Origin of the sequence: Nonomuraea sp. NPDC048882 (assembly GCF_040649755.1) — a bacterium.
Lineage (GTDB): Bacteria > Actinomycetota > Actinomycetes > Streptosporangiales > Streptosporangiaceae > Nonomuraea > Nonomuraea maheshkhaliensis.
Genome location: NZ_JBEZGB010000005.1, coordinates 617,023 through 642,550, shown reverse-complemented (window position 1 = coordinate 642,550; position 25,528 = coordinate 617,023). Strand labels below are relative to the sequence as shown.

General features: G+C 70.4%; 28 protein-coding genes and 1 pseudogene. 18 read left to right on the top strand and 11 right to left on the bottom strand.

Going from position 1 to position 25,528, the window contains the following annotated elements; all coding sequences use genetic code 11:
- Positions 1 to 245, top strand: a pseudogene (locus tag AB0C27_RS21875) (ATP-dependent Clp protease ATP-binding subunit ClpC); the annotation flags it as partial.
- Between the two features lie 760 nt (positions 246 to 1,005).
- On the opposite strand, the gene AB0C27_RS21870 reads toward AB0C27_RS21875, so the two are convergent.
- Positions 1,006 to 1,716 carry a GntR family transcriptional regulator gene (locus tag AB0C27_RS21870; protein WP_357846622.1) on the bottom strand — a complete coding sequence of 237 codons (711 nt, stop codon included), beginning with the start codon at positions 1,714 to 1,716 and terminating at the stop codon, positions 1,006 to 1,008.
- Between the two features lie 139 nt (positions 1,717 to 1,855).
- Here AB0C27_RS21870 and AB0C27_RS21865 point away from each other — a divergent pair, with 139 nt between their 5' ends.
- Positions 1,856 to 2,380 carry a YbhB/YbcL family Raf kinase inhibitor-like protein gene (locus AB0C27_RS21865; protein ID WP_357846620.1) on the top strand — a complete coding sequence of 175 codons (525 nt, stop codon included), beginning with the start codon at positions 1,856 to 1,858 and terminating at the stop codon, positions 2,378 to 2,380.
- Positions 2,377 to 2,805 carry a cupin gene (locus tag AB0C27_RS21860; protein WP_357846618.1) on the top strand — a complete coding sequence of 143 codons (429 nt, stop codon included), beginning with the start codon at positions 2,377 to 2,379 and terminating at the stop codon, positions 2,803 to 2,805. Before AB0C27_RS21865 ends, AB0C27_RS21860 begins: the two co-directional genes overlap by 4 nt.
- A gap of 200 nt (positions 2,806 to 3,005) precedes the next feature.
- Here the strand turns inward: AB0C27_RS21860 and AB0C27_RS21855 are convergent, their stop codons facing one another.
- Complete coding sequence (locus tag AB0C27_RS21855; RefSeq protein ID WP_357846616.1) at positions 3,006 to 3,635, bottom strand: TetR/AcrR family transcriptional regulator; 630 nt, start codon at positions 3,633 to 3,635, stop codon at positions 3,006 to 3,008.
- A 67-nt stretch (positions 3,636 to 3,702) separates the two neighbouring features.
- Here AB0C27_RS21855 and AB0C27_RS21850 point away from each other — a divergent pair, with 67 nt between their 5' ends.
- Together AB0C27_RS21850 and AB0C27_RS21845 are read left to right on the top strand one after the other, a co-directional pair.
- Positions 3,703 to 4,494, top strand: coding sequence for an SDR family oxidoreductase (locus AB0C27_RS21850; RefSeq protein ID WP_357846614.1), 792 nt, complete (start codon positions 3,703 to 3,705; stop codon positions 4,492 to 4,494).
- A gap of 457 nt (positions 4,495 to 4,951) precedes the next feature.
- Positions 4,952 to 5,890 carry a TIM barrel protein gene (locus AB0C27_RS21845; RefSeq protein WP_357846612.1) on the top strand — a complete coding sequence of 313 codons (939 nt, stop codon included), beginning with the start codon at positions 4,952 to 4,954 and terminating at the stop codon, positions 5,888 to 5,890.
- Between the two features lie 20 nt (positions 5,891 to 5,910).
- Here AB0C27_RS21845 and AB0C27_RS21840 read toward each other — a convergent pair whose 3' ends face one another.
- The gene (locus AB0C27_RS21840) at positions 5,911 to 6,882 is read right to left on the bottom strand and encodes a substrate-binding domain-containing protein (RefSeq protein ID WP_357846610.1); all 972 of its coding nucleotides are present in this window, start codon (positions 6,880 to 6,882) and stop codon (positions 5,911 to 5,913) included.
- Positions 6,883 to 6,937: 55 nt separating this feature from the next.
- On the opposite strand from AB0C27_RS21840, the gene AB0C27_RS21835 reads away from it, so the two are divergent.
- The 3 genes from AB0C27_RS21835 to AB0C27_RS21825 all read left to right on the top strand — a co-directional run bounded on the left by AB0C27_RS21835 (position 6,938) and on the right by AB0C27_RS21825 (position 9,673).
- The gene (locus AB0C27_RS21835) at positions 6,938 to 7,816 is read left to right on the top strand and encodes a substrate-binding domain-containing protein (RefSeq protein WP_357846608.1); all 879 of its coding nucleotides are present in this window, start codon (positions 6,938 to 6,940) and stop codon (positions 7,814 to 7,816) included.
- A gap of 22 nt (positions 7,817 to 7,838) precedes the next feature.
- The gene (locus AB0C27_RS21830; protein WP_357846606.1) at positions 7,839 to 8,540 is read left to right on the top strand and encodes an ABC transporter permease; all 702 of its coding nucleotides are present in this window, start codon (positions 7,839 to 7,841) and stop codon (positions 8,538 to 8,540) included.
- A 92-nt stretch (positions 8,541 to 8,632) separates the two neighbouring features.
- Entirely contained in the window at positions 8,633 to 9,673 is a 1,041-nt protein-coding gene (locus tag AB0C27_RS21825) for an ABC transporter ATP-binding protein (RefSeq protein WP_357846604.1), read from the top strand.
- Between the two features lie 35 nt (positions 9,674 to 9,708).
- Here AB0C27_RS21825 and AB0C27_RS21820 read toward each other — a convergent pair whose 3' ends face one another.
- Complete coding sequence (locus tag AB0C27_RS21820; RefSeq protein ID WP_357846602.1) at positions 9,709 to 10,173, bottom strand: MarR family transcriptional regulator; 465 nt, start codon at positions 10,171 to 10,173, stop codon at positions 9,709 to 9,711.
- A gap of 60 nt (positions 10,174 to 10,233) precedes the next feature.
- Between AB0C27_RS21820 and AB0C27_RS21815 the strand changes: the two genes are divergently transcribed.
- Together AB0C27_RS21815 and AB0C27_RS21810 are read left to right on the top strand one after the other, a co-directional pair.
- Positions 10,234 to 10,611 (top strand): cupin domain-containing protein, encoded by a 378-nt coding sequence (locus tag AB0C27_RS21815; RefSeq protein ID WP_346100830.1) that lies wholly within the window; start codon positions 10,234 to 10,236, stop codon positions 10,609 to 10,611.
- Positions 10,608 to 10,757 carry a hypothetical protein gene (locus tag AB0C27_RS21810; protein WP_357846600.1) on the top strand — a complete coding sequence of 50 codons (150 nt, stop codon included), beginning with the start codon at positions 10,608 to 10,610 and terminating at the stop codon, positions 10,755 to 10,757. Before AB0C27_RS21815 ends, AB0C27_RS21810 begins: the two co-directional genes overlap by 4 nt.
- Positions 10,758 to 10,806: 49 nt before the next feature.
- Here AB0C27_RS21810 and AB0C27_RS21805 read toward each other — a convergent pair whose 3' ends face one another.
- Positions 10,807 to 11,682 carry an A/G-specific adenine glycosylase gene (locus AB0C27_RS21805; protein ID WP_357846598.1) on the bottom strand — a complete coding sequence of 292 codons (876 nt, stop codon included), beginning with the start codon at positions 11,680 to 11,682 and terminating at the stop codon, positions 10,807 to 10,809.
- Positions 11,683 to 11,761: 79 nt separating this feature from the next.
- Between AB0C27_RS21805 and AB0C27_RS21800 the strand changes: the two genes are divergently transcribed.
- Positions 11,762 to 12,445 carry a hypothetical protein gene (locus AB0C27_RS21800; protein WP_357846596.1) on the top strand — a complete coding sequence of 228 codons (684 nt, stop codon included), beginning with the start codon at positions 11,762 to 11,764 and terminating at the stop codon, positions 12,443 to 12,445.
- Between the two features lie 17 nt (positions 12,446 to 12,462).
- On the opposite strand, the gene disA is transcribed toward AB0C27_RS21800, so the two are convergent.
- The 5 genes from disA to AB0C27_RS21775 form a co-directional block, all read right to left on the bottom strand.
- Complete coding sequence (gene disA / locus AB0C27_RS21795; RefSeq protein WP_357846594.1) at positions 12,463 to 13,539, bottom strand: DNA integrity scanning diadenylate cyclase DisA; 1,077 nt, start codon at positions 13,537 to 13,539, stop codon at positions 12,463 to 12,465.
- 40 nt (positions 13,540 to 13,579) lie between these two features.
- Positions 13,580 to 14,986 (bottom strand): DNA repair protein RadA, encoded by a 1,407-nt coding sequence (gene radA, locus AB0C27_RS21790; protein ID WP_357846592.1) that lies wholly within the window; start codon positions 14,984 to 14,986, stop codon positions 13,580 to 13,582.
- Between the two features lie 78 nt (positions 14,987 to 15,064).
- Positions 15,065 to 15,370 carry a thioredoxin gene (trxA, locus tag AB0C27_RS21785; protein ID WP_357846590.1) on the bottom strand — a complete coding sequence of 102 codons (306 nt, stop codon included), beginning with the start codon at positions 15,368 to 15,370 and terminating at the stop codon, positions 15,065 to 15,067.
- A gap of 2 nt (positions 15,371 to 15,372) precedes the next feature.
- On the bottom strand, positions 15,373 to 15,741 hold the full coding sequence (locus AB0C27_RS21780; protein WP_346100835.1) for a MerR family transcriptional regulator: 369 nt from the start codon (positions 15,739 to 15,741) through the stop codon (positions 15,373 to 15,375).
- 66 nt (positions 15,742 to 15,807) lie between these two features.
- The gene (locus AB0C27_RS21775) at positions 15,808 to 16,506 is read right to left on the bottom strand and encodes a class I SAM-dependent methyltransferase (RefSeq protein ID WP_357846588.1); all 699 of its coding nucleotides are present in this window, start codon (positions 16,504 to 16,506) and stop codon (positions 15,808 to 15,810) included.
- Between the two features lie 206 nt (positions 16,507 to 16,712).
- On the opposite strand from AB0C27_RS21775, the gene AB0C27_RS21770 reads away from it, so the two are divergent.
- From AB0C27_RS21770 to AB0C27_RS21740, 7 genes are all read left to right on the top strand, one after another.
- A complete protein-coding gene (locus AB0C27_RS21770) occupies positions 16,713 to 17,522 on the top strand; it encodes a sugar phosphate isomerase/epimerase (RefSeq protein WP_346100837.1) in 810 nt (269 codons plus the stop codon).
- Between the two features lie 34 nt (positions 17,523 to 17,556).
- Complete coding sequence (locus AB0C27_RS21765) at positions 17,557 to 18,390, top strand: class I SAM-dependent methyltransferase (RefSeq protein WP_357846585.1); 834 nt, start codon at positions 17,557 to 17,559, stop codon at positions 18,388 to 18,390.
- Positions 18,387 to 18,989, top strand: a complete 603-nt coding sequence (locus AB0C27_RS21760; RefSeq protein ID WP_357846583.1) for a TetR family transcriptional regulator — start codon at positions 18,387 to 18,389, stop codon at positions 18,987 to 18,989. The genes AB0C27_RS21765 and AB0C27_RS21760 overlap by 4 nt, the downstream gene beginning before the upstream one ends.
- A gap of 138 nt (positions 18,990 to 19,127) precedes the next feature.
- The gene (locus AB0C27_RS21755; RefSeq protein WP_357846581.1) at positions 19,128 to 21,233 is read left to right on the top strand and encodes a (Fe-S)-binding protein; all 2,106 of its coding nucleotides are present in this window, start codon (positions 19,128 to 19,130) and stop codon (positions 21,231 to 21,233) included.
- Between the two features lie 148 nt (positions 21,234 to 21,381).
- On the top strand, positions 21,382 to 22,185 hold the full coding sequence (locus AB0C27_RS21750) for a hypothetical protein (RefSeq protein WP_357846579.1): 804 nt from the start codon (positions 21,382 to 21,384) through the stop codon (positions 22,183 to 22,185).
- Positions 22,182 to 23,261, top strand: a complete 1,080-nt coding sequence (locus tag AB0C27_RS21745) for a glycosyltransferase (RefSeq protein WP_357846577.1) — start codon at positions 22,182 to 22,184, stop codon at positions 23,259 to 23,261. Before AB0C27_RS21750 ends, AB0C27_RS21745 begins: the two co-directional genes overlap by 4 nt.
- A gap of 29 nt (positions 23,262 to 23,290) precedes the next feature.
- Positions 23,291 to 23,572: a metal-sensitive transcriptional regulator gene (locus AB0C27_RS21740; protein WP_080044376.1), complete on the top strand. Its 282-nt coding sequence runs from the start codon at positions 23,291 to 23,293 to the stop codon at positions 23,570 to 23,572.
- A gap of 506 nt (positions 23,573 to 24,078) precedes the next feature.
- Here AB0C27_RS21740 and AB0C27_RS21735 read toward each other — a convergent pair.
- Entirely contained in the window at positions 24,079 to 25,524 is a 1,446-nt protein-coding gene (locus AB0C27_RS21735) for a hypothetical protein (RefSeq protein WP_357846575.1), read from the bottom strand.
- Positions 25,525 to 25,528 lie beyond the last annotated feature (4 nt).

The following is a 25,528-nucleotide window of genomic DNA, read 5'->3' as shown; positions in this document are numbered from 1 at the left end:
AGCAGCTGCTGGCCGACCGCGGCTACGACCCCGTCATGGGCGCCCGGCCGCTGCGCCGGACGATCCAGCGCGAGCTGGAGGACTCCCTGTCGGAGAAGATCCTCTACGGCGAGCTCCGTCCGGGGCAGGTCGTGAAGGTGACGATCGAGGGCGAGGGCGACAACGCCAAGTTCATCTTCAAGGGCGAGACGTCCTCGAAGATCCCGGACTCGGCCGCCGCGATCGCCGCTCCGATCCAGAACTGACCCTGTTCTGAGGAAAGCCCCCGCGTGGATCATCACGCGGGGGCTTTTCGCGTCCTACGCGCGGCGCCGGGGCCGGGGCCGAGGTCGAGGTCGAGGTCGGCGGTGAGCCGTCGTGGGAGCAGCGCAGAGACCACGACGTGAGCCAGCCGGACATCTTCTGGATGTCGGCCTGCTCGTTCGGGATGATCTCCTTGGCCGGCTTGCGCACGTAGTCGCCGCCGCCCCGCTCGGCCGCGAGCTCGCCCAACTGGATGGGTCTGGCGGTGGTGGACCTCCGTGCGGCTTGCTTGCGACGTCCGTGCGGTCTGTTCATGGCCTCGTCGGTAGTCCCCGGCATCCTTCCGGGACCACCGACCACGTCTTCCCGTTTGCGGTTGTCAGGCGAACTGGCTGGTCAGCCGCTTGGAGGCCGGTCAGGCAGGCACGTCAGGCGAGTCGAACTCAGCATGCCGAGCATGGCCGTCAAGGACGGCGCTTCGGAGCGACGACCGTGTGATCGGCGGCCGGTTGGGCAAGCACGTCAGGCGAGTAGACCCGAGTATGCCGAGCATGGCCGGGCCCTCCAGGACGGCGGCGTTGAGTGGATCGGCTGCTGCGGCTGGTCGCACCGCCACCTATGGGCCGCACCGCCTTCTATGGGCCGCGCTGCCCGGCTTGTGGGTCGCGCCGCCAGTTGTGGGTCGCACCGCCTCCTATGGGCCGCGCTGCCCGGATGTGGGCCGGACTGCTAGTTGTGGGCCGCACCGCCGGCTGTGGCAGGTCACAGCTGTGGCCTGACTTCATCAGGTGCATCGGGTGTATCAGGGGCGGAGGTGAGGGCGGCGACGGTCAGGGTCAGGTGTTGGGCCAGGACGTCGGCGGCGGTGTCGGCGTCGCGGGCCAGGGCCGCCTCCTCCAGGCGGCGGTGCTCGGCGGCGCCGTCGCGGTCGGGGGTGCGCTGCGCCGACCAGCGGCGGGCCAGCTCGCCGGCCGTCCACAACCGGTCGAACGTGTCCAGCAGCACGGGGTTGCCGCACCCGTCCAGCAGTGTCCGGTGGAAGGCGCGGTGTGCCTCCGACCAAGCGCTGCTGTAGTACTCGCCTTCCTCCGGCACGTACACCGGCGTGCGGGTCAGGCGGTGGTGGGCCGCCCGCACCCGTGCCTCCCAGTCGAGGTCGCCGCGCTCGATCGCCAGGCGCAGCATGACCGGCTCGATCGTGCGGCGGGCCTCCGCGATCTGCTGCCACCGCTGGTCCGAGAAGTCGGGGACGGCGAAGCCGCGGTTGGGCAGTCGCACCGCGATACCCTCGCCGACCAGGCGCACCAGAGCCTCGCGTACGACGGCCAGGCTGACGTGGTGCTGCTGGGCCAGCTCTTGCGGCTTGAGCGCCTCGCCCGGTGCGTACTCGCCCCTCATGATCGCTTCCTGGAGCCGGGCGTGGACCCGCTCGGAGAGCATCTGCTTCGTCGATGGGCCGACGGTCTGCGTCATGTCCTCAGGATAGACCATTCGCCAAATAATCGATTATTCATGTTATGGTCGATGATGTCCGGACGGCATCCTCGATGGTGCCGTTCGTGGATGCCGACTCGTCGGCTGACCTCCTCACCAGCTCACTGAAGGAGCAGACGTGAACAACCCCTTTGCCCGCCTCCCCGAGGCGCCCTCCTTCACCGTCACCAGCACCACGCTGGCCGACGGCGCTCCCTGGCCCGCCGCACAGCTGTCCGCGGGCGTTCCGGGAGGAAAGGACGTCTCCCCGCAGTTGTCGTGGAGCGGCGCCCCTGAGGGGACGAAGAGCTATGCCGTCACGGTGTACGACCCGGACGCGCCGACCGGCTCCGGCTTCTGGCACTGGGCCGTGGCCGACATCCCCGCCACCGTCACCGCGTTGCCCGAAGGCGCGGGCGACGACACCGGCTCCGGTCTCCCCGAAGGCGCCTACCAACTGGCCAACGACGCCCGCGTGGCGCGTTACCTCGGCGCAGCCCCGCCGGCGGGGCACGGCCCGCACCGCTACTTCGTCGTGGTGCACGCCCTCGACACCGACACCATCGGCGTCCCGGCCGACGCCACCCCCGCCTACCTCGGCTTCACCATCGCCGGCCACATCCTCGGCCGCGCGGTCCTGACCGCCACCGCCGAAACCCCATGACCGTGACCCCGATCGAGCTCTCCGCGTCCGGCATCCACCTGTCGAGGGGTGGCAGGATCCACGCCGGTCCCCGGCCGGTGGACGCCGGGCGCGATGACTGGCATCTGAAGGCGTTCCACGCCAGGACCGGTGTCGACGTGCACGCCGACCACTGGCAGGTGAACACCGATGCCGAGAAGATCGTGTCCTGCGTCATCGGCAAGATCCGCCTCTACCTCCGTCCGGCGCGGCCGGAAGGTCCGCAACGTCCGCAACGTCCGGGGCGGCAGGGGGAAGAGGAGGAGGAGATCAGGCTGACGGCCGGCACCGCCGCCATCGTCCCGCGCGGACGGTGGCACCGGATCCAGCTCGACATCCCCAGCACCATCATGATCATCACTCCGCCGGGTGGCGGCCGTTTGGAAAGACGCGCCGACCCCCTCTGACGACGCCCGCTCTCTGACGACGCCCGCTCTCTGATGGCGAATGTGCGGAGGCGGGTGCGGACAGGCGTGCGGAGGCGGCGGTAACGTGCGGTGCCGTGGGCGGGCTTGGGTCACGCGGGGCTGTGCGTCAGCTTGAGCGGTCTGGGGTCACGCGGGGCTGTGCGTCGGCTTGGGTGGCCTTGGTCGCGTGGGGTCGGGTGTCAGCCGGAGTGGCCTGGCTCGTGTCTTGGCCAGGCGGTCAGGGCCAGGTCGGCTATCTGGGTGAGTTCGGCCGCGTCGGCTCCGTCCCGGGCGCGTTGCGACATCCCCTGGATGACGGCGGCGAAGTATCCGGCCAGCGCGCGGGGATCGGCGTGCGGGGGTAGCTCGCCGTCCTGCTGAGCGGCGCGCAGGCGGTCCTGGAAGATCGCGAGGTTCGTGTTGCGCAGATCGCGCAGGAACGCCGCAATCTCGGTGTCCTGGACGGTCACGTTGGTGGCGGCGCTGATGGTCAGGCAGCCGGCGGGATGTGCAGGGTCGGGGTAGATCGCCGCGGCCTCGCACAGGATGCGGGCGAAAGCGTGGTGCGCCGTGGGCTCCTCGCGGAGGGCCACGCCGACGAACGCGCCGACGGGCGAGCGGGTGTAGGCGTGCACGACCTCCTTGAACAGCGCCTTCTTGTCGCCGAAGGCGGCGTACAGGCTGCCTGGCCTGATGCCCATCGCCTCGGTGAGCTCGTTGAGCGAGGTGGCCTCGTAGCCGCGCTCCCAGAACAGCCGGGTGGCCGCGGCGAGTGCCGTGTCACGGTCGAACGTACGCGGACGGCCTCGTGCTGCGCCTGCTTGCCCCATGACTCACATTCTAGAGCGTTCACTCAAGAAGTAGTGTTACCGTACTTGTTGAGTGAACACTCAAAAAATGAGAGGCGGGACGTTCATGGGCGGACGTGTGCTGGAGGACAGGGTGGCACTGGTCACCGGCGGCAGCAGGGGGATCGGGCGAGCCATCGCCGAGCGGCTCGGCCGGGACGGCGCCGTCGTGGCCGTCGCCTTCGCCCGCGATCAGGCTGCGGCCGGCGAGGTCGTGGAACGAATCGGCAAGAACGGCGGCCGGGCGTTCGCGCTCCGGGCCGAGTTGGGCAGGCACGGCGACGCGGCCGCGTTGTGGGCCGCGTTCGACGCCGAAGTCCAGCGGCACTCGCTCCGGGCGGGCGTCGACATCATCGTGAACAACGCCGGCATCGGCCGCAGTTCGGACCTGGCCTCGCTCACGGAGGAAGAGTTCGACGAGGTCTTCGCGGTCAACGTGCGGGCGCCGTTCTTCATCGTGCAGCAGGGGCTCAGCCGGCTGCGCGACGGCGGGCGGATCATCAACATCTCCAGCGGCGCGGCCCGGCTGGCCATGCCGGAGATCAGCGCCTACGGCTCCTCCAAGGGCGCCCTGGACACCTTCACGCTCAACCTGGCCAAGCAACTGGGCCCGCGGGGCATCACGGCGAACTCGGTTGCCCCCGGGATCGTGGACACCGACCTCAACGCGGGATGGCTGCGCGGGAACGCGGACGCCCTGGCCAACGCCGCGTCGCTGCACGCGCTGGGCCGGGTCGGGCAGCCCGAGGACATCGCCGACGTCGTGGCGTTCCTCGCCTCCGACGACGCTCGCTGGGTGACGGGCAGGGTGATCGACGCGACCGGCGGCGCCGGGTTGTGACCCGCTTCTCGGGTGGGGGCCACCGTGGCACTCCGCCCGAGAAAGGGGTGGGTGGCTCTGTGGGGGTGCTGGGGAGGTGTTCGGAGGTCGTGGGGACCCCCGGGCCTATGTATGGGGGAATGGGGCGGTGTGGGGGATTTGGGGCCGCGTACGGGAGCATCTTGGTGATCTTCACCGTACGAGATGGCCGGAAGTGAGAAGGTTGCGGTCGTTGCGTAATTGTTGGGTCAACGGGTATGACGCCACCGCGAGTAGTACTACACTGCGTAGAGCTTCGCCAAGTCTCATCCAAGTGAGCGACAAGTGCGTGTTCCTAGGCTGAAGGCTGCTCCGCAGGGAGTAGCGAGATGTCAACTCAGGGCGGACGCGCGTGCCACCCGCAAGCAGGCATGCTCACATGGCTCGTACGTTTCGAGGCGGGCGAGGGAACACTCAAAGCAAGCCGTGGAGGAAACCGATGCGCCTGCGTCACGATGACGGAACGCTCGTTCACCTCGCCTACAACGCAGGCGTCCACCCCGCTGAGGACCTGGAGAACCTCATCGCCCACCTGACGCGTTACGCGGTTCCGGTGCGCAAGCGACTGGGCGTGGAGCGGATGGGCATCGGGCTTTGGCTGTCCCCTGCCGTCGCCGACCACCTCACCGCCGACCGCATCGAGCTCGTACGGCTGCGCCGCTCCCTGGAGGAGCGCGGCCTGGAGGTCGTGAGCCTCAACGGCACCGGCGGACGCAACCAGGAGGTCCCCGGGCCCGACTGGGCCAAGCCGGAGCGCTACCGCTACACGATGGCGCTGGCCAAGATCCTGGCGTTCCTGCTGCCCGAGGACGTACGGTTCGGCAGCATCTCGACGATCCCGATCGGCTGGCGCCGCGACTGGCCCGCCGACCTGCACTCGATCGCCACGCGCCGGCTTGAGCGGCTGGCCCGCGAGTTGCGCGGCATCTACAGCACCACGGGCAAGACGATCAGGGTCGGGTTCGAGCCGTGGCCCGGCTGCGTGCTGGAGACCACCGAGCAGGCGCTTGAGCGGGTCGGCGGCATCGACTCCGAGCACCTGGGCGTGTGCCTGGACGCCTGCCACCTCGCGTGCGGGGCCGAGGAGCCCGATGTGGCGCTGAAGGGGCTGGCCGCGGCCGGCGCGCCCGTGGTCAAGCTGGGCCACGTGCACAACCACACGGGTGAGACGCCGAGCACGGGCGCGGTGCTGCACGACACGCTGACGGCCCTGCTGTCGGGCGCGGTGAGCGGCAGTGCGCACATCGAGGTCGAGACGCACAACCTCATGGTTCCCGGGCGGGCCAAGGGGCCTGGCGCGCTGGTGTCGCTGCTGGCCGAGGAGCTGGCCTGGGCGCGTACCAATCTGACCAGCCTGGGTCTGCAACTGGCCGCGTAGGGGATGATCCCCGCGTCCGCTCAGCGCTGAGCGGACGCCGGTCGTTCTGTGTCGGCAAGTTCGGCAAGTTCGGTGAGTTCGGGGAGTTCGGTGAGTTCGCCGGAGCGGGACGTGTCGTAGCCGCCGAGGGCGGTGATCTTCTCGCGCAGGGCCGGGGTCTGGAGTGCGGCGATGAGGTGGGCCGCCGGGTCGAGGCCGTTTCTGACCAGCCCGATGTCGAAGTCCTCCCACGTCAGAGGGACGAAGTCGAGGTCCAGGCCGATGGCGGCCGAGCGGATGCCGAGGCCGGCGTCGACCGTGCCGGTGGCCACGGCCAGGGCGACCTCCAGATGGGTGCCGACCTGCGGCCCCCTGAGGTCGTCCGGGTCCAGGCCGGCGGCGAGGAGCAGGCGGTCGAGCAGGATCCTGGTTCCGGTGCCGGGGCGGCGGGTGGAGATGCGCCGGTTCGCGAGGTCGGCTATGCCGGTGATGCGGCCCGGGTTGCCCGGTAGCACGATCAGCCCCTGCTCGCGTCGCCATAGGTGGATCAGGTGCGGTTCGAGACCGCGCAGCATGCCGCGCGCGAAGGGCGCGTTGTAGACGCCGGTGTGGTGCAGCAGATGGATCGCGGCCCCGTCGGCGCGGCCCTCGCGTACCGCGGCGAGGCCGGAGACGCTGCCCTCGCGCTGGGTGATCTTCAACTGGCCGGACAACATTCCTGCGAGGAGGTCGAGCGCGGGGTCGTCACTGCCGGCCAGGGTGAAGACCTGGTCCTCGTGCAGGAAACGCCGGGCGGCGAGCGCGGCGCCGGGCGCCACGCGGGCGCGGCGGCGTTCGGCGAGTTCGAGCACCCCGGCGTCGGCCAGCCGCCGCTGGGCGCGGCTGACGGTGGAGGCGGTGGTACGCCACTGCTGGGCGAGCTCGCGCACCCCCGGCAGTTCGTCGCCGGGGTGGAGGGTGCCGGCGCTTATCTGGTGGGCGAGGTCGCTGCAGATCTCCCGATATCGGGTCACGTCGCAATAACTTACCCTTGCACTACTCTGAAGTAGCGCAGATAGGGTCACAGCCATGCGTAGAGGGATCCTGATCGGTATCGCCTGGATCGTGGCGGTTCTCCTGGCCGGATGCGGGACCACCCCCTCCGCCGGCGGGCCCTCCGCGAGCGCGTCGGCGGCTCCGGCGGAGAAGTCGCTCATCCTGGCCACCACGACCAGCACCCAGGACAGCGGCCTGCTCGACGAGCTGCTGCCGGTGTTCACCCGCGAGAGCGGCTGGCAGGTCAAGACCGTGGCGGTCGGCAGCGGGCAGGCCATCGAGCTGGGGCGGCGCGGGGAGGCGGACGCGCTGCTGGTGCATTCGCCGGAGGCGGAGGAGAAGTTCGTCGCCGAGGGCAGCGCCGGCGCCCGGCGGCTGGTGATGCACAACGACTTCGTCCTGCTCGGCCCGAAGGCCGACCCCGCCGGCGTACGGGGAACGAGCAGCGCGGACGCGATGAAGAAGATCGCTGACACCAAGGCGGTCTTCGTCTCGCGGGGCGACGAGTCGGGCACGCATGCCAAGGAGAAGGGCCTCTGGTCCCAGGCCGGCGTGACCCCGGGCGGCTCCTGGTACCAGTCCACCGGCCAGGGCATGGGTGCGACGCTGCGGGTCGCCGGTGAGAAGGCCGGCTACACCCTGTCGGATCGGGCCACGTACCTCAGCCAGCGCGAGTCCCTGGAGCTGGAGGTGCTCAGCGAGGGCGACCCGGGTCTGCTGAACGTCTACCACGTCATCGAGATGACTCAGAAGGCCGGCGGCAGGGTGCGGGCCGACGGCGCCAAGGCGTTCGCGGACTGGATCGTCGCTCCGGCCGCGCAGCGGCTCATCGGCGAGTTCGGGCGGGCGAAGTTCGGCCAGCCGCTGTTCACTCCGGACGCCGGCAAGGACGAAGCGAAGCTGGGCGAGTGAGCACCGTCCGGGAGGTCGCTTGATGGACGTGCTGTTCGACGGGTTCGTGGACGCGATCAAGCTGCTGCTGTCGGGGGACGAGGACAGCTGGTCGATCATCGCGCTGACGCTGCGCGTCTCGTTGACGGCGACCGCGATCGCCCTGCTGGTGGGGCTGCCGCTGGGCGCGATCGTGGCGCTGGCCCGCTTTCCCGGCCGGCGGGTGCTGCTGGCGGCGGCCAACACGGGGATGGGCATGCCGCCGGTGGTGGTCGGCCTGTTCGTGACCGTGCTGCTGTGGCGCAGCGGGCCGCTGGGCGGGCTCGGGCTGCTCTACACGCCGACCGCGATGATCATCGCCCAGGCCGCCATCGCCACTCCCGTCGTGATCGCGCTGGTCGCGGCCGCGCTGCAACAGGTCGATCCCGACTTCCGCGTACAGATGCAGGCTTTGGGAGCGAACCAGGTGCGGGCGTTCGCGGCGCTGCTCGGAGAGGCCAGGCTGCCGCTGTTCGCCGGGACGATGGCCGCCTTCGGGGCAGTGGTGAGCGAGGTCGGGGCCGCGCAGATGGTCGGGGGGAACCTGGTCGGGCAGACCCGGGTGCTCACCACTGCCGCGGTTCTGGCCACGAGCCGGGGGCAGTTTTCGCTCGCGATCGCGTTCGGGCTCATTCTGCTGGTGATCGCGTTCGGCGTGAACCTGACACTGACCCTCGTCCAGCAGCAGCGGGCAGAGCCGCGATGAGCGGCCCGAGCGCCGGGGGCGCGGTGGGCGGCCGGGATGTCGGGGATGCGGTGAGCGGCCTGAGTGCGGGGATTGGGTGCCGGGACCTGTGTGTGCGTGCCGGCGACCGCGAACTGCTCAGCGTGCCTGAGCTGGACGTCGCGTCAGGACGCACGCTGGCCGTGCTCGGCCCGAACGGAGCCGGCAAGTCGACCCTGCTGCGTGCGCTGGGCCTGCTCAGCAGTCACCGTGTCAGCGGGCGGATCCTGCTCGACGGCCGGCCCGCGACCCGGCCGCTGATGCGCCACGCCATCGCGGCCGTGCTGCAACGGCCGATCCTGCGCCGTGGCACGGTCGCCGCCAACGTGATCAGCGGGCTGCGGTTCCGTGGGATGAGCCGGCGTGAGGCCCGGCTGCGCGCGTGGCCGTGGATGGAGGCGCTCGGCCTCGTGCCGTTCGCCGACCGGGACGTCCGCGGTCTGTCGATCGGCGAGGCCCAGCGGGTCAGCATCACCCGCGCGCTCGCGGTCGGGCCCAAGGTGCTGTTGCTCGACGAGCCGTTCACCGGGCTGGACAGCACCACCCGCGCCGACCTGATCGCCGACCTGCGTGCCGCGCTGAGCGGGCAGCCCACCGCCACGATCATGGTCACCCACGACCGGCAGGAGGCGCTCGCCCTGGCCGAGGACACCGCGCTGCTGATCGGCGGCCGCATCCGCCAGCACGGCCCGACCGCCGAGGTGCTCGACCATCCCAGTGACGCCGACACGGCCCGGCTGCTCGGGTACACGAACCTGCTCCCGCCGGCGCTCACCGGCCGCCCCCATCCGCTCGTGGCCCGGCCCGAGCACACGCATCTCATCCTCGACTCGTCCGACTTCGTCGCGGGTCAGGGCGATGATGACGTACGGCCGGTGGCCGGAACGCTGCGTCGTACTGTTGCGCTCGGCATCGCCACCCGGGTGGACGTCGACACCGCGAGCGGCCCGTTGACCTGCCTGCATCCCGGAGATCTGCTCGGCACCTCGGTTCCTCCGGTCGGGGGTGACGTTCGCGTACAGGTGCGGCAGGCACGGGCGCTGGCCGTCGCCGATGGGAACGGGTGGATGGAGGGCGTCAGGTCTGATCCTGAGACCAGGCGTCGCCCTGGGTAAGGAGGCCGAGGAGGGGGCCTCGGTGTGGAGGTGGGTCAGAGGTTGCCGAACCAGCCGGGGGTGTCCAGGCGCCACGGGTTGCCCGGCGTCATCGTGCGCAGGTCGGCTTCCAGGGCGTTCAGGCGGTCTTCGCCCAGTTCGTCGGCCCAGCGGGCGCGCAGGGTGTCGAAGATGCGGGCTGAGCGGTTGAGGGCGTCCATGCCGTACGGGGTGAGGCGGACGATCTTGCGTCTGGTGTCGCGGGCGTCCGTGGTGCGTTCGACGTAGCCGATGCGTTCCAGGGTGTCGATGGTCTTGCCCGCGGCCTGTTTGGAGACGCCCAGCGTACGGCCCAGCTCGACGGCGGTGGTGCCGTCCGGGCCGATCGCCTGCATGACGAAGCCGTGCATGGGCCTGATGTCGGGATGACCCTGCCGGGCGAGCTCGGCGTGCAGCTCGTCGATCAGCATCCGGAACGCGAGCAGCAGGCGTAGCGGCAGTTCGAAGCCATGGCTTGACACGATAGACAACCTGGTTAACTATATGGACAACGTGGTTGCCTATCTTAGGGGGTATGCGGCATGGCCGTCATCCATGCGGCTGAGGCGCGGCGGTCGGAGACTCCTGGCGGGGTCATGACGACGCTCGCCTCGCCGACACAGGGAGGGGCCTCAAGGGCCCTGTGGAAGGTCGAGGCCAAGCCGGGCGCCGAGGGGCCCGTGCACGACTTCGACGTGGAGCAGGTGTGGAGCTGGGTCGCCGGGGCGGCGACGGTCGAGCTGGGTGGGGAGCGTTTCGAGGTGACGGCCGGTGACACGGTCGTCATGCCCGCTCGTACGGTGCGGCGAGTCCTCGCCGACCCCGCGACCGGCTACACGGCCGTAGTTACGGCTGCGGCCGGGGCCAGGGCGTTCACCGCCGACGGCACCGAGTACGGCGTGCCGCCGTGGATCGCGTGAGAGGAGTCGCCGAGCACGGGTTCGTGTCGGTCGTGGTCGCGCCGGCCGGGGCTCGGGTCTGCAACCCGAGCGGCGTGTCGGAGCCGGACGCCTGCGCCCTGGCCCCCAGGGACACCGAACGCCTGGTCCCGCTCTGGGTGCGGTGAACGGCCTCCTGGGGTGCGGTGGTGGTTCGTGAATCGGTGGGGCTGTGGGTCAGGTGTGGGGGAGGCGGTAAGTGTCGTCGGGGAGGACTTCGGCCAGGCCGTCCGCGATCAAACCGTCCAGAGCGCGTTCGCGTTGCGGGGCGTCGTCCCACACCGCGTCGAGCGCCGCCTTCGGGACCGGGCCGTGCGCGTTGCGCAGCACTTCGAGCAGGCGGCCGCGGCACTGGCGGTCGGTGCCCGCGTACGTCTGGCCCTTGCGCGGCGGGCCCGCGTGCGGTGGTTTGCCGGCCAGCCGCCACGCGCACACGTGGGTGATCGGGCAGTCGGCGCAGCGGGGCGCGCGGGCCGTGCACACCAGGGCGCCCAGCTCCATCACGGCCACCCCCCACCGGGCCGCGCCCAGCTCGGGCAGCAGCGCTTCGGCCAGCCGCCGTTCGGCCGCCGAGGTGGCGGTCGGCGGGTATTCCTCCGCGCGCACCGCCCTGGCGAACACCCGCCGCACGTTGGTGTCGAGCACGGCGTGCCGGCCCCCGTAGGCGAAGCTGGCGACCGCGGCGGCGGTGTATTCGCCGATGCCGGGCAGCGCCAGCAGGGTCTCGTGGTCGGACGGCACCTCGCCCCCGTGTTCGTCGGTGATGGCCTTGGCGCAGGCGTGCAGGCGCAGGGCCCGGCGCGGGTAGCCGAGGCGGCCCCAATGGCGGACGGCCTCGCCGGGTTGCTCGGCCGCGAGTGCCTTCGGGGTGGGCCAGCGTTCCATCCACTCGTGCCAGATGGGCAGGACGCGGACGACCGGGGTCTGCTGGAGCATGATCTCGCTCACCAGCACCCCCCACGGCGTCGCGTCGGGGGCACGCCAGGGGAGATCGCGGGCGTTGTCCGCGTACCAGTCCAGAACGGCGGTGTGCAGGAGGTTCGGCTCGACCACGCGGTCAAGCGTATTCCGTGATGGCCAAGACTCGGCGTGTCGTCACTCACCGTCGCTGACCCGTCACCAGACTTGGTGTATGGACCCGGATACGATGCGTGGCGACGGCGGTGACATCTACTGGCGGCGCCGGATGAGCCTTCTGGTGGCGGTGCTCGTCGTGGTGGCCGTTGTGGCGTGGGCGTGCTCAAGCGGCAGCGGCCCTGAGCGCTCGTCCAGCGCGCAGACCTCGCCGAGCGCGAGCGTCAGCGCCACGCCCTCCGTCGACCCGCTGCTCGCGGGGCTGCGTACGCTCGCCATGGGCACGGCCAGTCCCACGCCCGCCACCCCCACCCCGAAGGCGACGCCCACCCAGCGGCCCAGGCGGCCGGGGGAGCCGTGCCCCGAGCAGGACCTGGTGCTCAGCCTCCAGGGCGGCAAGGAGCAGATCTACCCGGGCGACTCCCGTCCCAGCTTCATGGTCACGCTGGTGAACACGGGCACGGTCATGTGCACCGCCGACGTGGGGCCGCGGGCGATGGAGATCCGCATCACCTCGGGCGCCGACCGCATCTGGTCCACGGCCGACTGTGTGAGCGGTGAGGGCACGGAGGTCAGGCAACTGCAGCGGGGAGTTCCGTACGTGCGGTCGCTGGAGTGGGATCGGCGGCGGTCGAGCTCCGACTGCCGCGCGACCCCGTCGGTGGCCTTGCCGGGGACGTACGTGGCGACGGTGCGGATGGGGAGGATGCGCAGCACCAAGGGGGTCTTCCACCTCCGCTGAGCAGGCGGAAGGGGGAGTCAGACGTAGCGTTCGAGGATGGAGGACTCGGCGAGGCGGGACAGGCCCTCGCGGACGCTGCGAGCCCTGGACTCCCCGACGCCGCCGACCGCCTGGAGGTCGTCGATGCTGGCGGCCAGCAGCTTCTGCAGGCCGCCGAAGTGGTTGACCAGCCGGTCGACCACCGTCGCGGGCAGCCGGGGGACCTTGGCCAGCAGGCGGAAGCCGCGCGGGCTGACCGGGCTCTCCAGCTGGTCGCTGCCGGTGTGGCCGAGGACGCGGGCGACGACCGAGAGGTCGAGGAGCTCGTTGCCCGACAACTTGTCCAGCTCGTGCAGGGCTTCGAGCAGCCGGCGCTGGCGGCGGCCGGCGGGGGCGGGGAGGTAGTCGCGGATGACCAGCTCGCGCTCGGAGTCGACGCCGGCCACGAGCTCGTCGAGCTGCAGGGAGAGCAGCCGGCCGTCGGTGCCGAGCTCGACCACGTAGCCCTTGATCTCGTCGGAGATGCGGCGGACCATCTCCAGGCGCTGCGCCACGGCGGCCACGTCTCTGACCGTGACCAGGTCTTCGATCTCCAGGGCCGACAGGGTGCCGGAGACCTCGTCGAGGCGGTGCTTGTAGCGTTCGAGCGTGGCCAGGGCCTGGTTGGCCTTGGACAGGATGGCCGCCGACTCCTCCAGGACGTAGCGGATGCCGTCGAGGTAGAGGGCGATGATGCGCATCGACTTGCTGATGGCGATGATCGGCAGGCCCGTCTGCAGGGCGACGCGCTGCGCGGTGCGGTGGCGGGTGCCGGACTCGTCGGTGGGGATGGCGGGGTCGGGCACGAGGTGCACGGCCGCGCGGACGATCTTGTGGTCACCGCTCACCACGATGGCGCCGTCCATCTTGGCCAGCTCGCGCAGCCGGGTGGCGGAGAAGTCGACGTCGAGCAGGAAGCCGCCGCTGCAGACCTCTTCGACGACCTCGTTGTAGCCGAGGACGATCAGCCCGCCGGTCTGTCCGCGCAGGATTCGCTCCAGGCCGTCGCGCAGAGGTGTGCCCGGCGCCACAGCGGCCAAGGCTTCGCGACGGCGGTCGTCAAGACTCCTGTCCACCTGACCCCCGTGTCGATCGGTCACCTCAGCTTAGCCGTGCTCATGTGACGTGTGTGAGTGCGTCCCAGACGTTCTCCGCCTGGACCACCTCGAACCCGGGCGCGAACGCCACCGGCCCCACCGGCACCAGAGCTCGCTGCCCGCCACGTCTGCGACCGGCCTCTTCGAGGGATCCGGCGGGCACGAGGGCGCGCTTGAAACCCAGGCGCGCGGCCTCCGTCAGCCGCCTGCGCACGTCCTTGACCGGGCGCAACTCGCCCGCCAGCCCCACCTCGCCCAGCGCCACCAGGCCGGACGGCAGCGGCTTGTCGCCGGCGGCGCTGGCCACGGCGAGCATGACGGACAGATCGACCGCAGGATCGGACAGTTTGATGCCGCCGACCGTCGCGGTGAACACGTCGCAGCCGCCGAGCCGGGCGTTGAGCCGGCGCTCCAGCACCGCCAGGATCATCTGCACGCGATAGGTGTCGAGGCCGGATGAGGTGCGCCGGGGCTGCTGGGCGTCGGTGCGGGCGACGAGCGCCTGCACCTCGGCGGGCAGCGGACGGGTGCCCTCGACGGTGACGGTGACGCAGGTGCCGGGGACCGGCTCGCTGCGCCGGGAGACGAACAGCCCGCTCGGGTCGGTGATGCCCTCGATGCCGCGCTCGTGCAGATCGAAGCAGCCGACCTCCTCGATCGGGCCGAACCGGTTTTTGATCGCGCGCACCATGCGCAGCCGGGAGTGGCGGTCGCCCTCGAAGCTGAGCACCACGTCGACGAGGTGCTCAAGGGTGCGGGGGCCGGCGATGGAGCCCTCCTTGGTGACGTGGCCCACCAGGACGGTGGCCATGTTGCGCTCCTTGGCCATCCGGACCAGGTTGGCCGCCACCTCGCGCACCTGCGTCACCCCGCCCGGCACGCCGGTGGCCTGCGCGGAGCCGATCGTCTGGACCGAGTCGACCACCAGCAGCCGGGGCTCCACCTTCTCCACGTGGGTCACCAGGGCCGACAGCTCGGTCTCGGCGGCGAGGTAGAGCCGGTCCTGGATCGCGCCGATGCGGTCGGCCCGCAAGCGCACCTGGGCCGCGGACTCCTCGCCTGTCACGTAGAGGACGGTGTCGCGCTCGGCGATGCGGGCCGCGGCCTCCAGCAGGAGGGTGGACTTGCCGATGCCGGGCTCGCCGGCCAGCAGCACGACCGCGCCCGGCACCAGCCCGCCGCCGAGCACCCGGTCGAGCTCGGCCACGCCGGTCGTGCGGGCGGTCGCCAGCTCGGCCTTGACCTGGCCGATCGGCAGCGCGGGCGCGGTCGTCGCGCCCGCCTGGACGACGTTGACCCCGGCGCGGGCGCCCTCCTCGTCGACCGTGCCCCACGCCTGGCACTCGCCGCACCTGCCGACCCACTTCGTGGTGCGCCACCCGCACTCGGCACAGCGGTATCCGGGCTTCTGGGCTGTCTTGGCCATGCCGAGCAGGCTAGCGGCTCGGGCCGACAATCTTCGAGAGAGCGGATCCGCGCGCGGCCATGTCGGGCACGCGGCGGCCTACGCCAGGCCCAGCTCCGCGACGAGCATGCGCTTCGGCTTGGCGCCCACGATCTGCTTGACCGGCTCGCCGTTCTCGAACAGCAGCATCGTCGGCACGGCCATCACCCCGTACCTGGCCATGATCTCGGGGTTCTCGTCGGTGTTGAGCTTGCCGATCGTCAGGCCGTGCTCGGCCTCGATCTGCTCCAGCACGGGCCCGACCATCCGGCACGGCCCGCACCACTCGGCCCAGAACTCGACCAGCACCGGCTTGTCGCTCCTGAGCACCTGCTCCTCGTAGTTGTCCGTGGTCAACGTGATCATCTTCATCCCCTCACAAAGCAACCTGGGCAGGACTGGGCGAGCTGGGCGGCCACCTCGGCGCGGCGGGCGAGCAGGACCCGGATCTCCTGGTCGATCTCGGTCAGCTTGCGCTCGTAGACCTCGACCGACTCGGCGCACGAGCCGCCGGTGCTGTGTCCCCGGCGCAGGCAGTCGACGAACGGCCTGGTCTCCTCCAGCGTGAAGCCGATCTGGAGCAGGGCCCGGATCTCGGACACCAGCCGGACGTCGTCCTCGGCGTAGTCGCGGTAGCCGTTGGAGCCGCGGCGGGCGCGGAGGAGCCCGTGCTGCTCGTAGTAGCGGAGCGAGCGGGTGCTCACTCCGGTGCGTTCCGCCAGCTCACCGATGCGCATGCGTCCACGGTAAACGTTGACGCCTGTGTCAAGGTCAAGCGGTGAAGTACGACGTCGCGGTCGTGGTCAGAAGTAGCGCCAGCGCAGGACGTTCGGGTAGGCCAGCTCCAGCCCGGTCGTCTCGGCGATGGCCTGCTCCGCCACCTCGGGCGTGAACTCGATGCGCAGCACCGCCTCCAGGTCCGCCCGCCGCCGGAACGTCATCCGCAGGTCGAGCGGCCGGCGCTGCCAGCCCTGCCGGTCCCAGAACGCCTCGACCTCGCGGACGGAGTAGGTGGGCACCGTACGGGAGAACCAGCGGCCGAACGACCCCCGCGCCGCGTCGAGGTCGAGGACGAAGGCGGCTCCGCCACGGCGGACGACCCGGGACAGCTCACGCAGGCCAGGCTCGCAGCCTGGCCCGAAGAAGTACGCCCACCGCGCGATGGCCACGTCCACCCCCGCGTCGGGCAGCGGCAGGTCCTGGGCCGCCGCGGCGTGCACGCTGACGTTGGGCAGGTCCGCGCAGCGGCGGCGGGCCAGGGCGGCCAGGTCTCCGTGCGGCTCCACGCCGATCACCCTGGCGGCCTCGGCGGCCAGGACCGGCAGGTGGTAGCCGGTGCCGCAGCCGATGTCGAGGACGGTGGCGCCGCCCCAGGGGCGCAGGGCGCGCATCGCCGCGTCGGCCGCGCCGTCGGGGTCGACGGCGCGGTTCTCCAGCTCGTAGGTCTGGGGGGTGTTCCAGATGTTGGGGCTGGGGATCGCACCTTTCGCTATCCGGGACATGCCACCACGGTAGAGGCACCTCCGCCCAGGAAAAGCCGCGGCCTCGGACGCGCCCGCGGACCCCGATGTGTCGCCGCAAGGGAAGGGCCGCGTTCGGCGCCGGGGCCGAGGTCACGAGCGTGCCGCCGTCCCCGACGAGACGCTGAGACACGGCTCACCACGGGTGGCCGCGCGCCAGATCGCCTTCTCCGGCTTAGGCTGGCAATGTGGCTGATGTCATCCGCGTGCCCAGCGCGAAGATCGCGCTGAGCACCGCTTCGGTATATCCGGAACGCACTCCCGATGCGTTCGAGCTGGCCGCGCGCCTGGGATACGACGGCGTAGAGATCATGGTCGGCGCCGACCCGGTGAGCCAGGACATCGACGTGATCGAGCGGCTGTCCGAGCACTACCAGGTGCCCGTGCTGGCCATCCACGCGCCCTGTCTGCTGGTGACCCAGCGGGTTTGGGGCCGTGACCCGTGGGCAAAGCTCGTCAAGGCGCAGAAGGCGGCCGAACGGCTGGGCGCCTCCACGGTCGTGGTCCATCCGCCGTTCCGCTGGCAGCGTGACTACGCCCGTGACTTCGAGACCGGGCTGGCCAGGATGCGGGATGAGACGGATGTCGCGTTCGCGGTGGAGAACATGTTCCCTTTGCGGGCCAGGGCCAACGACGTGGTGCCCTATTCACCCGACTGGAATCCGATCGACTACGACTTCCCCCAGGTCACGCTGGACCTGTCACACACGGCGGTCTCGGGCTCCGACGCCATGGAGATGGCGGTCAAGCTCGGCGACAGGCTCGCGCACCTCCATCTCGCCGACGGTCTCGGCGTGACGAACAAGGACGAGCACCTGGTGCCCGGCAGGGGCAACCAGCCGTGCGCGCCGATGCTGGAGCGGCTGGCCGGCAACGGCTACTCGGGGCTCGTGGTCCTGGAGATCAACACCCGGAAGGCGGCCAGCCGCACCGAACGGATCGACGATCTGGCGGAAGGGCTGGCCTTCGCCAGGTTGCACCTGGCGGCTTCTAGATGATCCTGGTGGCAACCTCCATGAACGCGGCATCCACATGAACGCAGGGCCGATCAAGGACCTGGGCAGGACCTTCGACCGGGTGGCGGACGCGTACGACGAGGGCAGGCCCGGCTACCCCGACGAGGTCTACCGCGCGCTGGGCGAGGTCAGCGGCGTCGACCTCGACGGCGCGACCGTGGTCGACGTCGGCGCGGGCACCGGCATCATGACGCGCGGCCTGAGGGCGCGCGGCGCCCGGGTGGTGGCGGTCGACCCGGGCGAGCCGATGCTGGCGCGCCTGGTGTCCAGGAGCCGTGCCGACGAGCAGGCCGGTGAGCAGGCCGGTGAGCGAGCAGGCGAGCGAGCAGGCGAGCGTTCAGGCGAAGGCGCGCCCGTGGCCGCCGTGCTGGCCGACGGCAACGTGCTGCCCCTGGCCGGCGAGACGGCCCAGCTCGTGATGTACGCCCAGTCGTGGCACTGGCTGGACCCCGTGCTGTCGATCAACGAGGCGCGGCGGGTGCTGCGGCCCGGTGGCGCGATCGCGGGCTGCTGGAACTTCCACCACGCCTCCCAGGCCGAGTGGCTGGCCGCCTATGAGGCCCGGCTGGCCGAGGCGGTTCCGACCTACTGGGGGCCGGCGGTCGAGGAGTGGTCGGTGCCGCCGATCGCCTCGGCCTTCGAGGTGGTCGAGGAGCGCTGGATCCCCTGGACCAGGCTGGTCGGCATCGAGCACTTCCTGCTCGACCTGCGCTCCCACTCCTACATGGCAGCGCTGTCCAAGGAGCGGGCCGACGAGCTGGTCGACCGGCAGCGGGTGGAGCTGCGCGCGGCGTTCCCCGAGGGTGTGCTGTCCGTGCCGATGCGGGTCTACCTGGCGGTGGGCCGGTGAGCGGTACGCCGGCGAAACGGCGGCCGGGGCGCAGGCCGGGCTCGGCCGACACGCGCGGCGAGATCCTCACGGCGGCCAGGAGGGTGTTCGCCGAGAAGGGCTTCGACAAGGCGACCGTACGCGGCATCGCCAGGGAGGCCCAGGTCGACCCGGCCCTCGTGCACCACTACTTCGACACCAAAGAGGGCATCTTCACCGCGGCGATGCAGCTGCCGATCACCCCTCAGGACGTCATCCCGCTGCTGCTCGACGGCCCGCGTACGGAGATCGGCGAGCGGCTGGTGCGCATGATCCTGCGCGTCACCGCCTCGGCCGAGACCCGCGAGCCGATGGTGGCGCTGATCCGCTCGGCGATGACGAACGAGCAGGCGGCCGCGATGTTCCGCGAGTTCATCTCCAACGCCCTGCTCTACCAGGTGGCCGACCGGCTCCAGGTGCCGCACCTGCGGGTCGAGGCGGGCTTCGCGCAGATGTTCGGCGTGATCATGGCGCGTTACGTGCTCAGGCTGGAGCCCATGGCCAGCGCCACCCATGACGAGCTGGTGGCGCTGCTCGGCCCGACCCTCCAGCGCTACTTCGCGCCCGAAGGGCCAGATTAGAGCATTGTTCTGGAGGCGGCGATGACCTTAGGGTATGTCACGTGACCCGCTGAAGTTACTCACGGGTAGGATCGGGTTGAACGCCTGATCGGCGGGTCACCGTACGCTGACAGCCAACGTCGTCTGTGGGAGGATCCCGTGCTCTGGGTAGCCATCGTCGGGCTCGTCATGACCATCCTGGCGGTGGCCGTGGCCGGCCGCAGAGTGATGTTCCTCTACCGGCTCGCGACCGTGGGCCCACCCGCTCCCGAGCGGATCGACTACGCCAAGGCCCACGCGGGCGACGAGATCAAGGCCCAGCTCGTCGAGGTGTTCGGGCAGCGCAAGCTGCTCAAGTGGACGCCGTCGGGCGTGGCTCACTTCTTCGTCATGTGGGCGTTCTTCATCCTGCTGACCGTCTACATCGAGGCGTACGGCGCCATCGTCCAGGGCGCGATCACCGGCACCCCCGACTTCCACATCCCGCTCATCGGCACCTGGGGCGTGCTCGGCTTCCTCCAGGACTTCATCGCGGTGGCGTGCGTGCTCGGCCTGATCGCCTTCGCCGCCATCCGGATCAAGAACTCGCCCAAGACGCTCGGCCGCGAATCCCGCTTCTCCGGCTCGCACCTCGGCGGCGCCTGGCTCGTCCTGTTCATGATCTTCAACATCATCTGGACGTTGTTCCTGGCCAGAGGCGCGGCCGCGGCCAACGGGAATTTCCCCTACTCCTCCGGCGCGTTCGTCTCGCTCGCGCTCGGCGACGCGCTGCCGGCCAGCTCGCTGCTCGAGGAGATCGCGCTGCTCCTGCACATCGGCTTCATGCTGGTGTTCCTGGTCATCGTGGTCAACTCCAAGCACCTGCACATCTTCACCGCGCCGATCAACGTGCTCTTCTCCCGCCGCCCCGACGGAATGGGCGGCGCGCCCGAGATGCGCGTGGACGGCAAGGCGGTCGACTTCGAGGACGAGGACCTCGACCCCGAGCGGCTCGGGCGCGGCAAGATCGCCGACACCACCTGGAAGGGCTTCCTCGACTTCTACTCCTGTACGGAGTGCGGCCGCTGCCAGTCCCAGTGCCCGGCGTGGAACACCGACAAGCCCCTGTCGCCGAAGATGCTCATCCTCGACCAGCGCGACCACGCCTTCGCGGTGGCCCCCTACCTGCTGGCGGCGGCCAACGGCGTCGAGCACAAGGACACCGACGTGCTCGCCCTGCTGGAAAAGCCGCTGGTCGGCGAGGAGGGCGTGATCCACCCCGACGTGCTCTGGTCCTGCACCAACTGCGGCGCCTGCGTCGAGCAGTGCCCGGTGGACATCGAGCACATCGACCACATCCTCGACATGCGCCGCTACCAGGTGATGGTGGAGTCGTCGTTCCCGTCCGAGGCGGGCGTGATGGTGAAGAACCTGGAGAACAAGGGCAACCCGTGGGGCATGTCCGAGATGAAGCGGGCCGACTGGATCGAGGAACTCGACTTCGAAGTGCCGATGGTCGAGGACAAGATGCCCGAGGACGCCGAATACCTGTTCTGGGTGGGCTGCGCGGGCGCGCTCGAAGACCGGGCCAAGAAGACCACCAAGGCGGTCGCGGAGCTGCTGCACATCGCGGGCGTGAAGTTCGCGGTGCTCGGCCCGATGGAGGCGTGCTCCGGCGACCCGGCGCGGCGGCTGGGCATGGAATACCTGTTCAACATGCTCGCTCAGCAGAACATCGAGACGCTCAACGAGGCGGGCGTGAAGAAGATCGTGGCCACCTGCCCCCACTGCTTCAACACCCTGGCCAACGAATATCCGCAACTCGGCGGCACGTACGAGGTCGTGCACCACACCCAGTTGCTGTCGAAGCTGGTGGACGAGGGGCTGCTCACCCCGGTCACGCCGATCGAGGAGAAGATCACTTACCACGACCCGTGCTTCCTCGGCCGCCACAACAAGGTTTACTCCCAGCCCCGCGACATCATGGCGAAGGTGCCCGGCGTGCAGACCCAGGAGATGCACCGCCACAAGGACCGCGGCTTCTGCTGCGGCGCCGGCGGCGCGCGCATGTGGATGGAGGAGCGCATCGGCAAGCGCATCAACACCGAGCGGGTGGACGAGGCGCTGACCACGAATCCTGACACGGTCTCGACCGCGTGCCCGTTCTGCATGGTGATGCTCGGAGACGCGATCAACGAGAAGAAGAACAACGGCGAAGCCAAGGAGACGCTCGAAGTCGTGGACGTCGCCCAGCTCTTGATCAAGTCGGTCAAGGGCACTTCCTGACCGTCGTCAGTCGGACTCCTCCACACCAGTTGTGGAGGAGTTTCGCATGTCAACGGGTGTGGCTGGGAGAAATCCAGCATCCACATAACGGGAAAATCACGGTAACCTCAACGTCGCATGGCTCTATTCGACGGGGAGGGGGCTAGTGATGGGCGTCGTCGTCACGGACGCCGAAGTCACCCTGGCCGACGTACTCTCCCTGCGGCTAGCCATCGACGAACCTCTGGAAGACGGCACCGAACTCGTTCTCAGGCATCGCACCACGGGGGTGGAACGCGACGTGCTGCTCCGGACGTCACGCGCTCGGGCGCGCGAGGCCACGCTGTCGGTCTCGCTGGAGCCACTGGACCTCAGCACCGGGCGCTGGGACGCCTATCTGCGCCGTGACGGCAAACGCAGCAGGCTGCGCAGCGTCGATCCCGGCTTCTCGCTCGACCACCTCGACGCGTACGCGCTGTGCAAGCGCACCCTCGCCTACCGCTCCTACCGCACCCGCAACGGCTTCCTGGCGCTGAAGATCTCCGACGCCGAGCCGGTGGCCGAGGTGCGCTCCATCTGGTTCAGGGAGGGCCGTTTCGAGGTGATGGGCCTGCTGGCCTACACGGGGCTGGAGGACGACGACACCCGCCACGAGGCCACGCTGACGCTCGACCGCCGCCTGACCGGGGCCCACCTGTCGGCCACGGCCACGGTCCAGGGCGTGCGCTTCCACGCGGCCGTGTCGCTGGTCGACGTGCTGGCGGCCGGCCACGAGGAGGCCGAAGGCTCGGGCACGTGGGAGCCGGCGCTGGAGGTCGAGGGCGTGCCCACGCCGCTGCGCCTCGGGGCCAGGCTCGACGACGTGGACGGCAAACGGCGCCGGCTGCACTATCCGTCCTCCCGGGTGGACGGCGTGCTCATCAGACCCTGCTACACCGCCGACGACGAGCTGCGGATCGAGGTCGGCGGATGAAGGTCAGCCTCGTCCTCACCTCCGCGTACGCCATGCGCGGCGACGTGCGCGCCACGCTCAACCTGGCCACCGCGCTCGCGGAGCGGCACGAGGTCGAGGTCATCAGCATCCGGCGGCAGAAGGAGAAGCCGTTCTTCCCCGTCGGGCCCAAGGTGGCCATGCGCAGCGTCGTGGACGCCAGGCCGGGGGTCAGGCACCTGCTGCCGCGCGGCCAGGTCCGTACCGAGGTGGCGCTGTGGCGGATGCTGCGCAACCTCAAGTGCGACGTGCTGATCACGACCAGGCCGGGGCTGAGCGTCCAGGCGGCCAGGCACGCGCCGCGCGAGACCATCAAGATCGCCCGTGAGTGGGGCAGGCCGTCGGTGCCCGGGCCCGTGCAACGCCTCTACCCGCGCCTGAACGCCGTCGTGACGGCCACGGAGTCGGCCCAGGAGGACTGGGTCAGGCTGCTCGACGTGCCAGGCGGCGGCGGGCCTGTGGTGCACAGCGTGCTGGACGCGCTGCCGCGCGGCCCGTGGCCGCGCTCGCGGATGGACAACAGGATCGTCGCCGCCGGCGGGCGGTGGGTGCCGGTGAAGGCGTACGACCGGCTGATCAGAGCGTTCGCGATCGTCGCCGACAAGCGCCCCGACTGGCGGCTGCGGCTGTACGGCGGCGGCCCCGAGGAGCGCAGGCTGCGTGCGCTGGTGCGCGAGCTGCACCTGCACAACCACGTCTACTTCATGGGCACCACCCCCGACCTCGCTGGCGAGTTCGCCAAGGCGTCGATCGTGGCCAACCCCTCGCGCGGCGAGGACCTGGGCATGACGGTCCTGGAGGCCATGGGGTGCGGGGTGCCCGTGGTGGCCTTCGACGGGGCCAGGGGGCCCAGGGAGTTCGTCGCGACGGGCTACAACGGGGTGCTGGTGCCCGAGTCCGAGAGCGACCAGCAGCTCTTCGCAGGGGCGCTGCTGGCGCTGATCGACGACGAGCGCAGGCGGCGCTCGCTCGCGGCGGGGGCGCTCGACACCGCGGTGCGTCACTCGGCCGACGAAGTGGCCGAGCAGTGGGAGAAGCTGATCGACGGGCTCCGCTGAGCGATACCTTCTCCGGGTACCGTAGAAGCATGCATGGGTACAGCGGGGACAAGCAGGCATATCTGACTCGCCTGCGACGGATCGAGGGGCAGATCAGAGGTCTGCAGCGCATGGTCGACGACGACGCCTACTGCATCGACGTGCTCACCCAGGTCTCCGCGGCGACCAGGGCCCTGCAAGCGGTGGCGCTCGGGCTGCTGGAGGAGCACATCTCCCACTGCGTGGCCGACGCGATCAACACCGGCGGGCCGGAGGCCGAGGCGAAGGTCAAGGAGGCCTCGGCGGCGATCGCCCGGCTCGTCCGCTCGTAGGTGCGCCTCTCGTCCGAAAGTCGGATCGACCGGCGGTGGATTGACTAGTTATGTGAAACCCCGGAAACCGGTGTTCCCGACCCCATTGGAGCCGGGAACTAGGTCCCCGGGGCTAGTAATCGTTGGTCCTTCAGCGGCTCGCCGAAGTCCGCAATCCGAGCGCGTCGTCGAGTTCGTCCAAGGTCAGCCGCCGCTCGCTGACAGCCACGGCCGTGAGCACCTCGGCGTAGAGCGCAATCTCGTCCAACGCGACACGGTCGTGGACCCGAGAGTCCAGGTCATCGTGCCCCACCGCGTCGTCCTTCCTTCCGCAGCCCACACCCTCTACGAGGTTACGGCGGAGACTCTGCGGGCGACATGGCCCATCGGAGTCATTCCTTTCAGCGCCGCGGGGGCCCCTCGGGGATCATTTCCCGAGGCCGAGATCACAATTCAGCTAATTAACTGTTATCGGAAGTGTTAGAACGATATAGGGGAGGTAAGGTGGAAATATCGGTATTTGTGGTTTAGATGTGACCTGTGTGATGGTCGTCGCGTTGATGGACGATCTTTCGTACGAGTGCCGACTGACTTGCCAGCCCCCGCTCGGGCACCCTGGCTCCCGTCAGCCGCCCCCACGCGAGCCCCATGGCGTAGGCCGCCCCCAGCACCGCCGCCGCGCTCGCCCGGTCCGGCGGCGTCACCTCCAGCACCGGCTCGGGCCCGCCCGTGAGCCCGCCAGTGAGTCCGCCCGTACGGACCGGGAAGCCGTCGGGCTCCGTCGAGTCGGCCGCGGACGTCCCGACCCGCCCCGCGCGGGCCAGCTCCTCGTACGCCATCCGCAGCCGATGATCCAGCCGCCCCGGCAGCATCCGCCTGGAGTCGGACAGATCGGCCAGGAACGTGGCCGCGGCCGCCGGCGGGTCCGGCATGAAGGACAGCGCGTCGACGAGGTCGTACACGGTGTGCGAGAAGTGCGCCTCGAGGTCGTTCTCCACCAGCAGCGCCCGGCACAGCCGCGCGGGCACCCGCTCCAGCCACGCCTCACGCAGCGCCGCGTCCTCCCGCTGGAAGTCCGGCCGGGAGTCCTGCGACCGGCTGTGCGGGCCCGTCAATGAGCCGTTCCCCGCAGCGTCCTGGTACGCGCTGTGCAGCCCGCTGGTGAACTCGCCGCGGAAGTCCTCAGGCCTGGCCGTGCGCAGCATCGGCTCGACCATCGTGAGCAGCGCCAGCGCCCGCGGCCTGAACCGGGTGTCGAGCAGCAGGATCTGCGCCGCGTCCGCCATCACGGCGGCCAGCCGTAGCGCCGCCCGCGAGCGCCCGGCCCGCAGCCGCTCGGCCACGAGCGTGACGAGGTCGAGCAGCGGCGGCGCGGGCAGCCAGCGCACCCACTCGTCGCCGGGCAGGGGGCGGCGCAGGTATTCGCCGAACACCGTGATCAGCCGCTCGTTGCCGTCGAAGGCGGGCGCGTAGGCGCACCACATGATCGTGCCCCAGACGGCCGCCACCGTGCTGGGCACGTCGGAGGCGAAGATCTCGCCGAACGCCGTCAGCGGGTAGTCCAGCTCCGACTTGCGCCCGCTCGCGCGAAGGAGCACCCTGAGCTGCTCGGTGAGGGTCTCGGGCACGTCGGGGCCGACGAACGCCTGCGTGGAAGCGGGCTCGGCGTGGAAGTCGTAGCCCTGCGGCACCACGGCGTCGGGCAGGGTCGTCGTCGCGTGCCCCACCTGGCGCGCGCGTACGCGTCTGGCCGGCGGGGCGAGGTGCCAGCGGCCGTCGGCCGGGTCGAGCAGGTGCCAGCGCGCGTGGGCGCCGAAGAGCCACCGATCGCCATCTGGGGTCACAAGAATTCTGGCGGCCAGGACGTGGGCACGATCGGGTAGGGGAAGACGCTGCCAGCGTGGGTCCGCGACCATGGCACGGACCTCCGCCTCCGCGGCGGTGAACGCATCCCAGGGTGGCACGGCGGTCATCGTA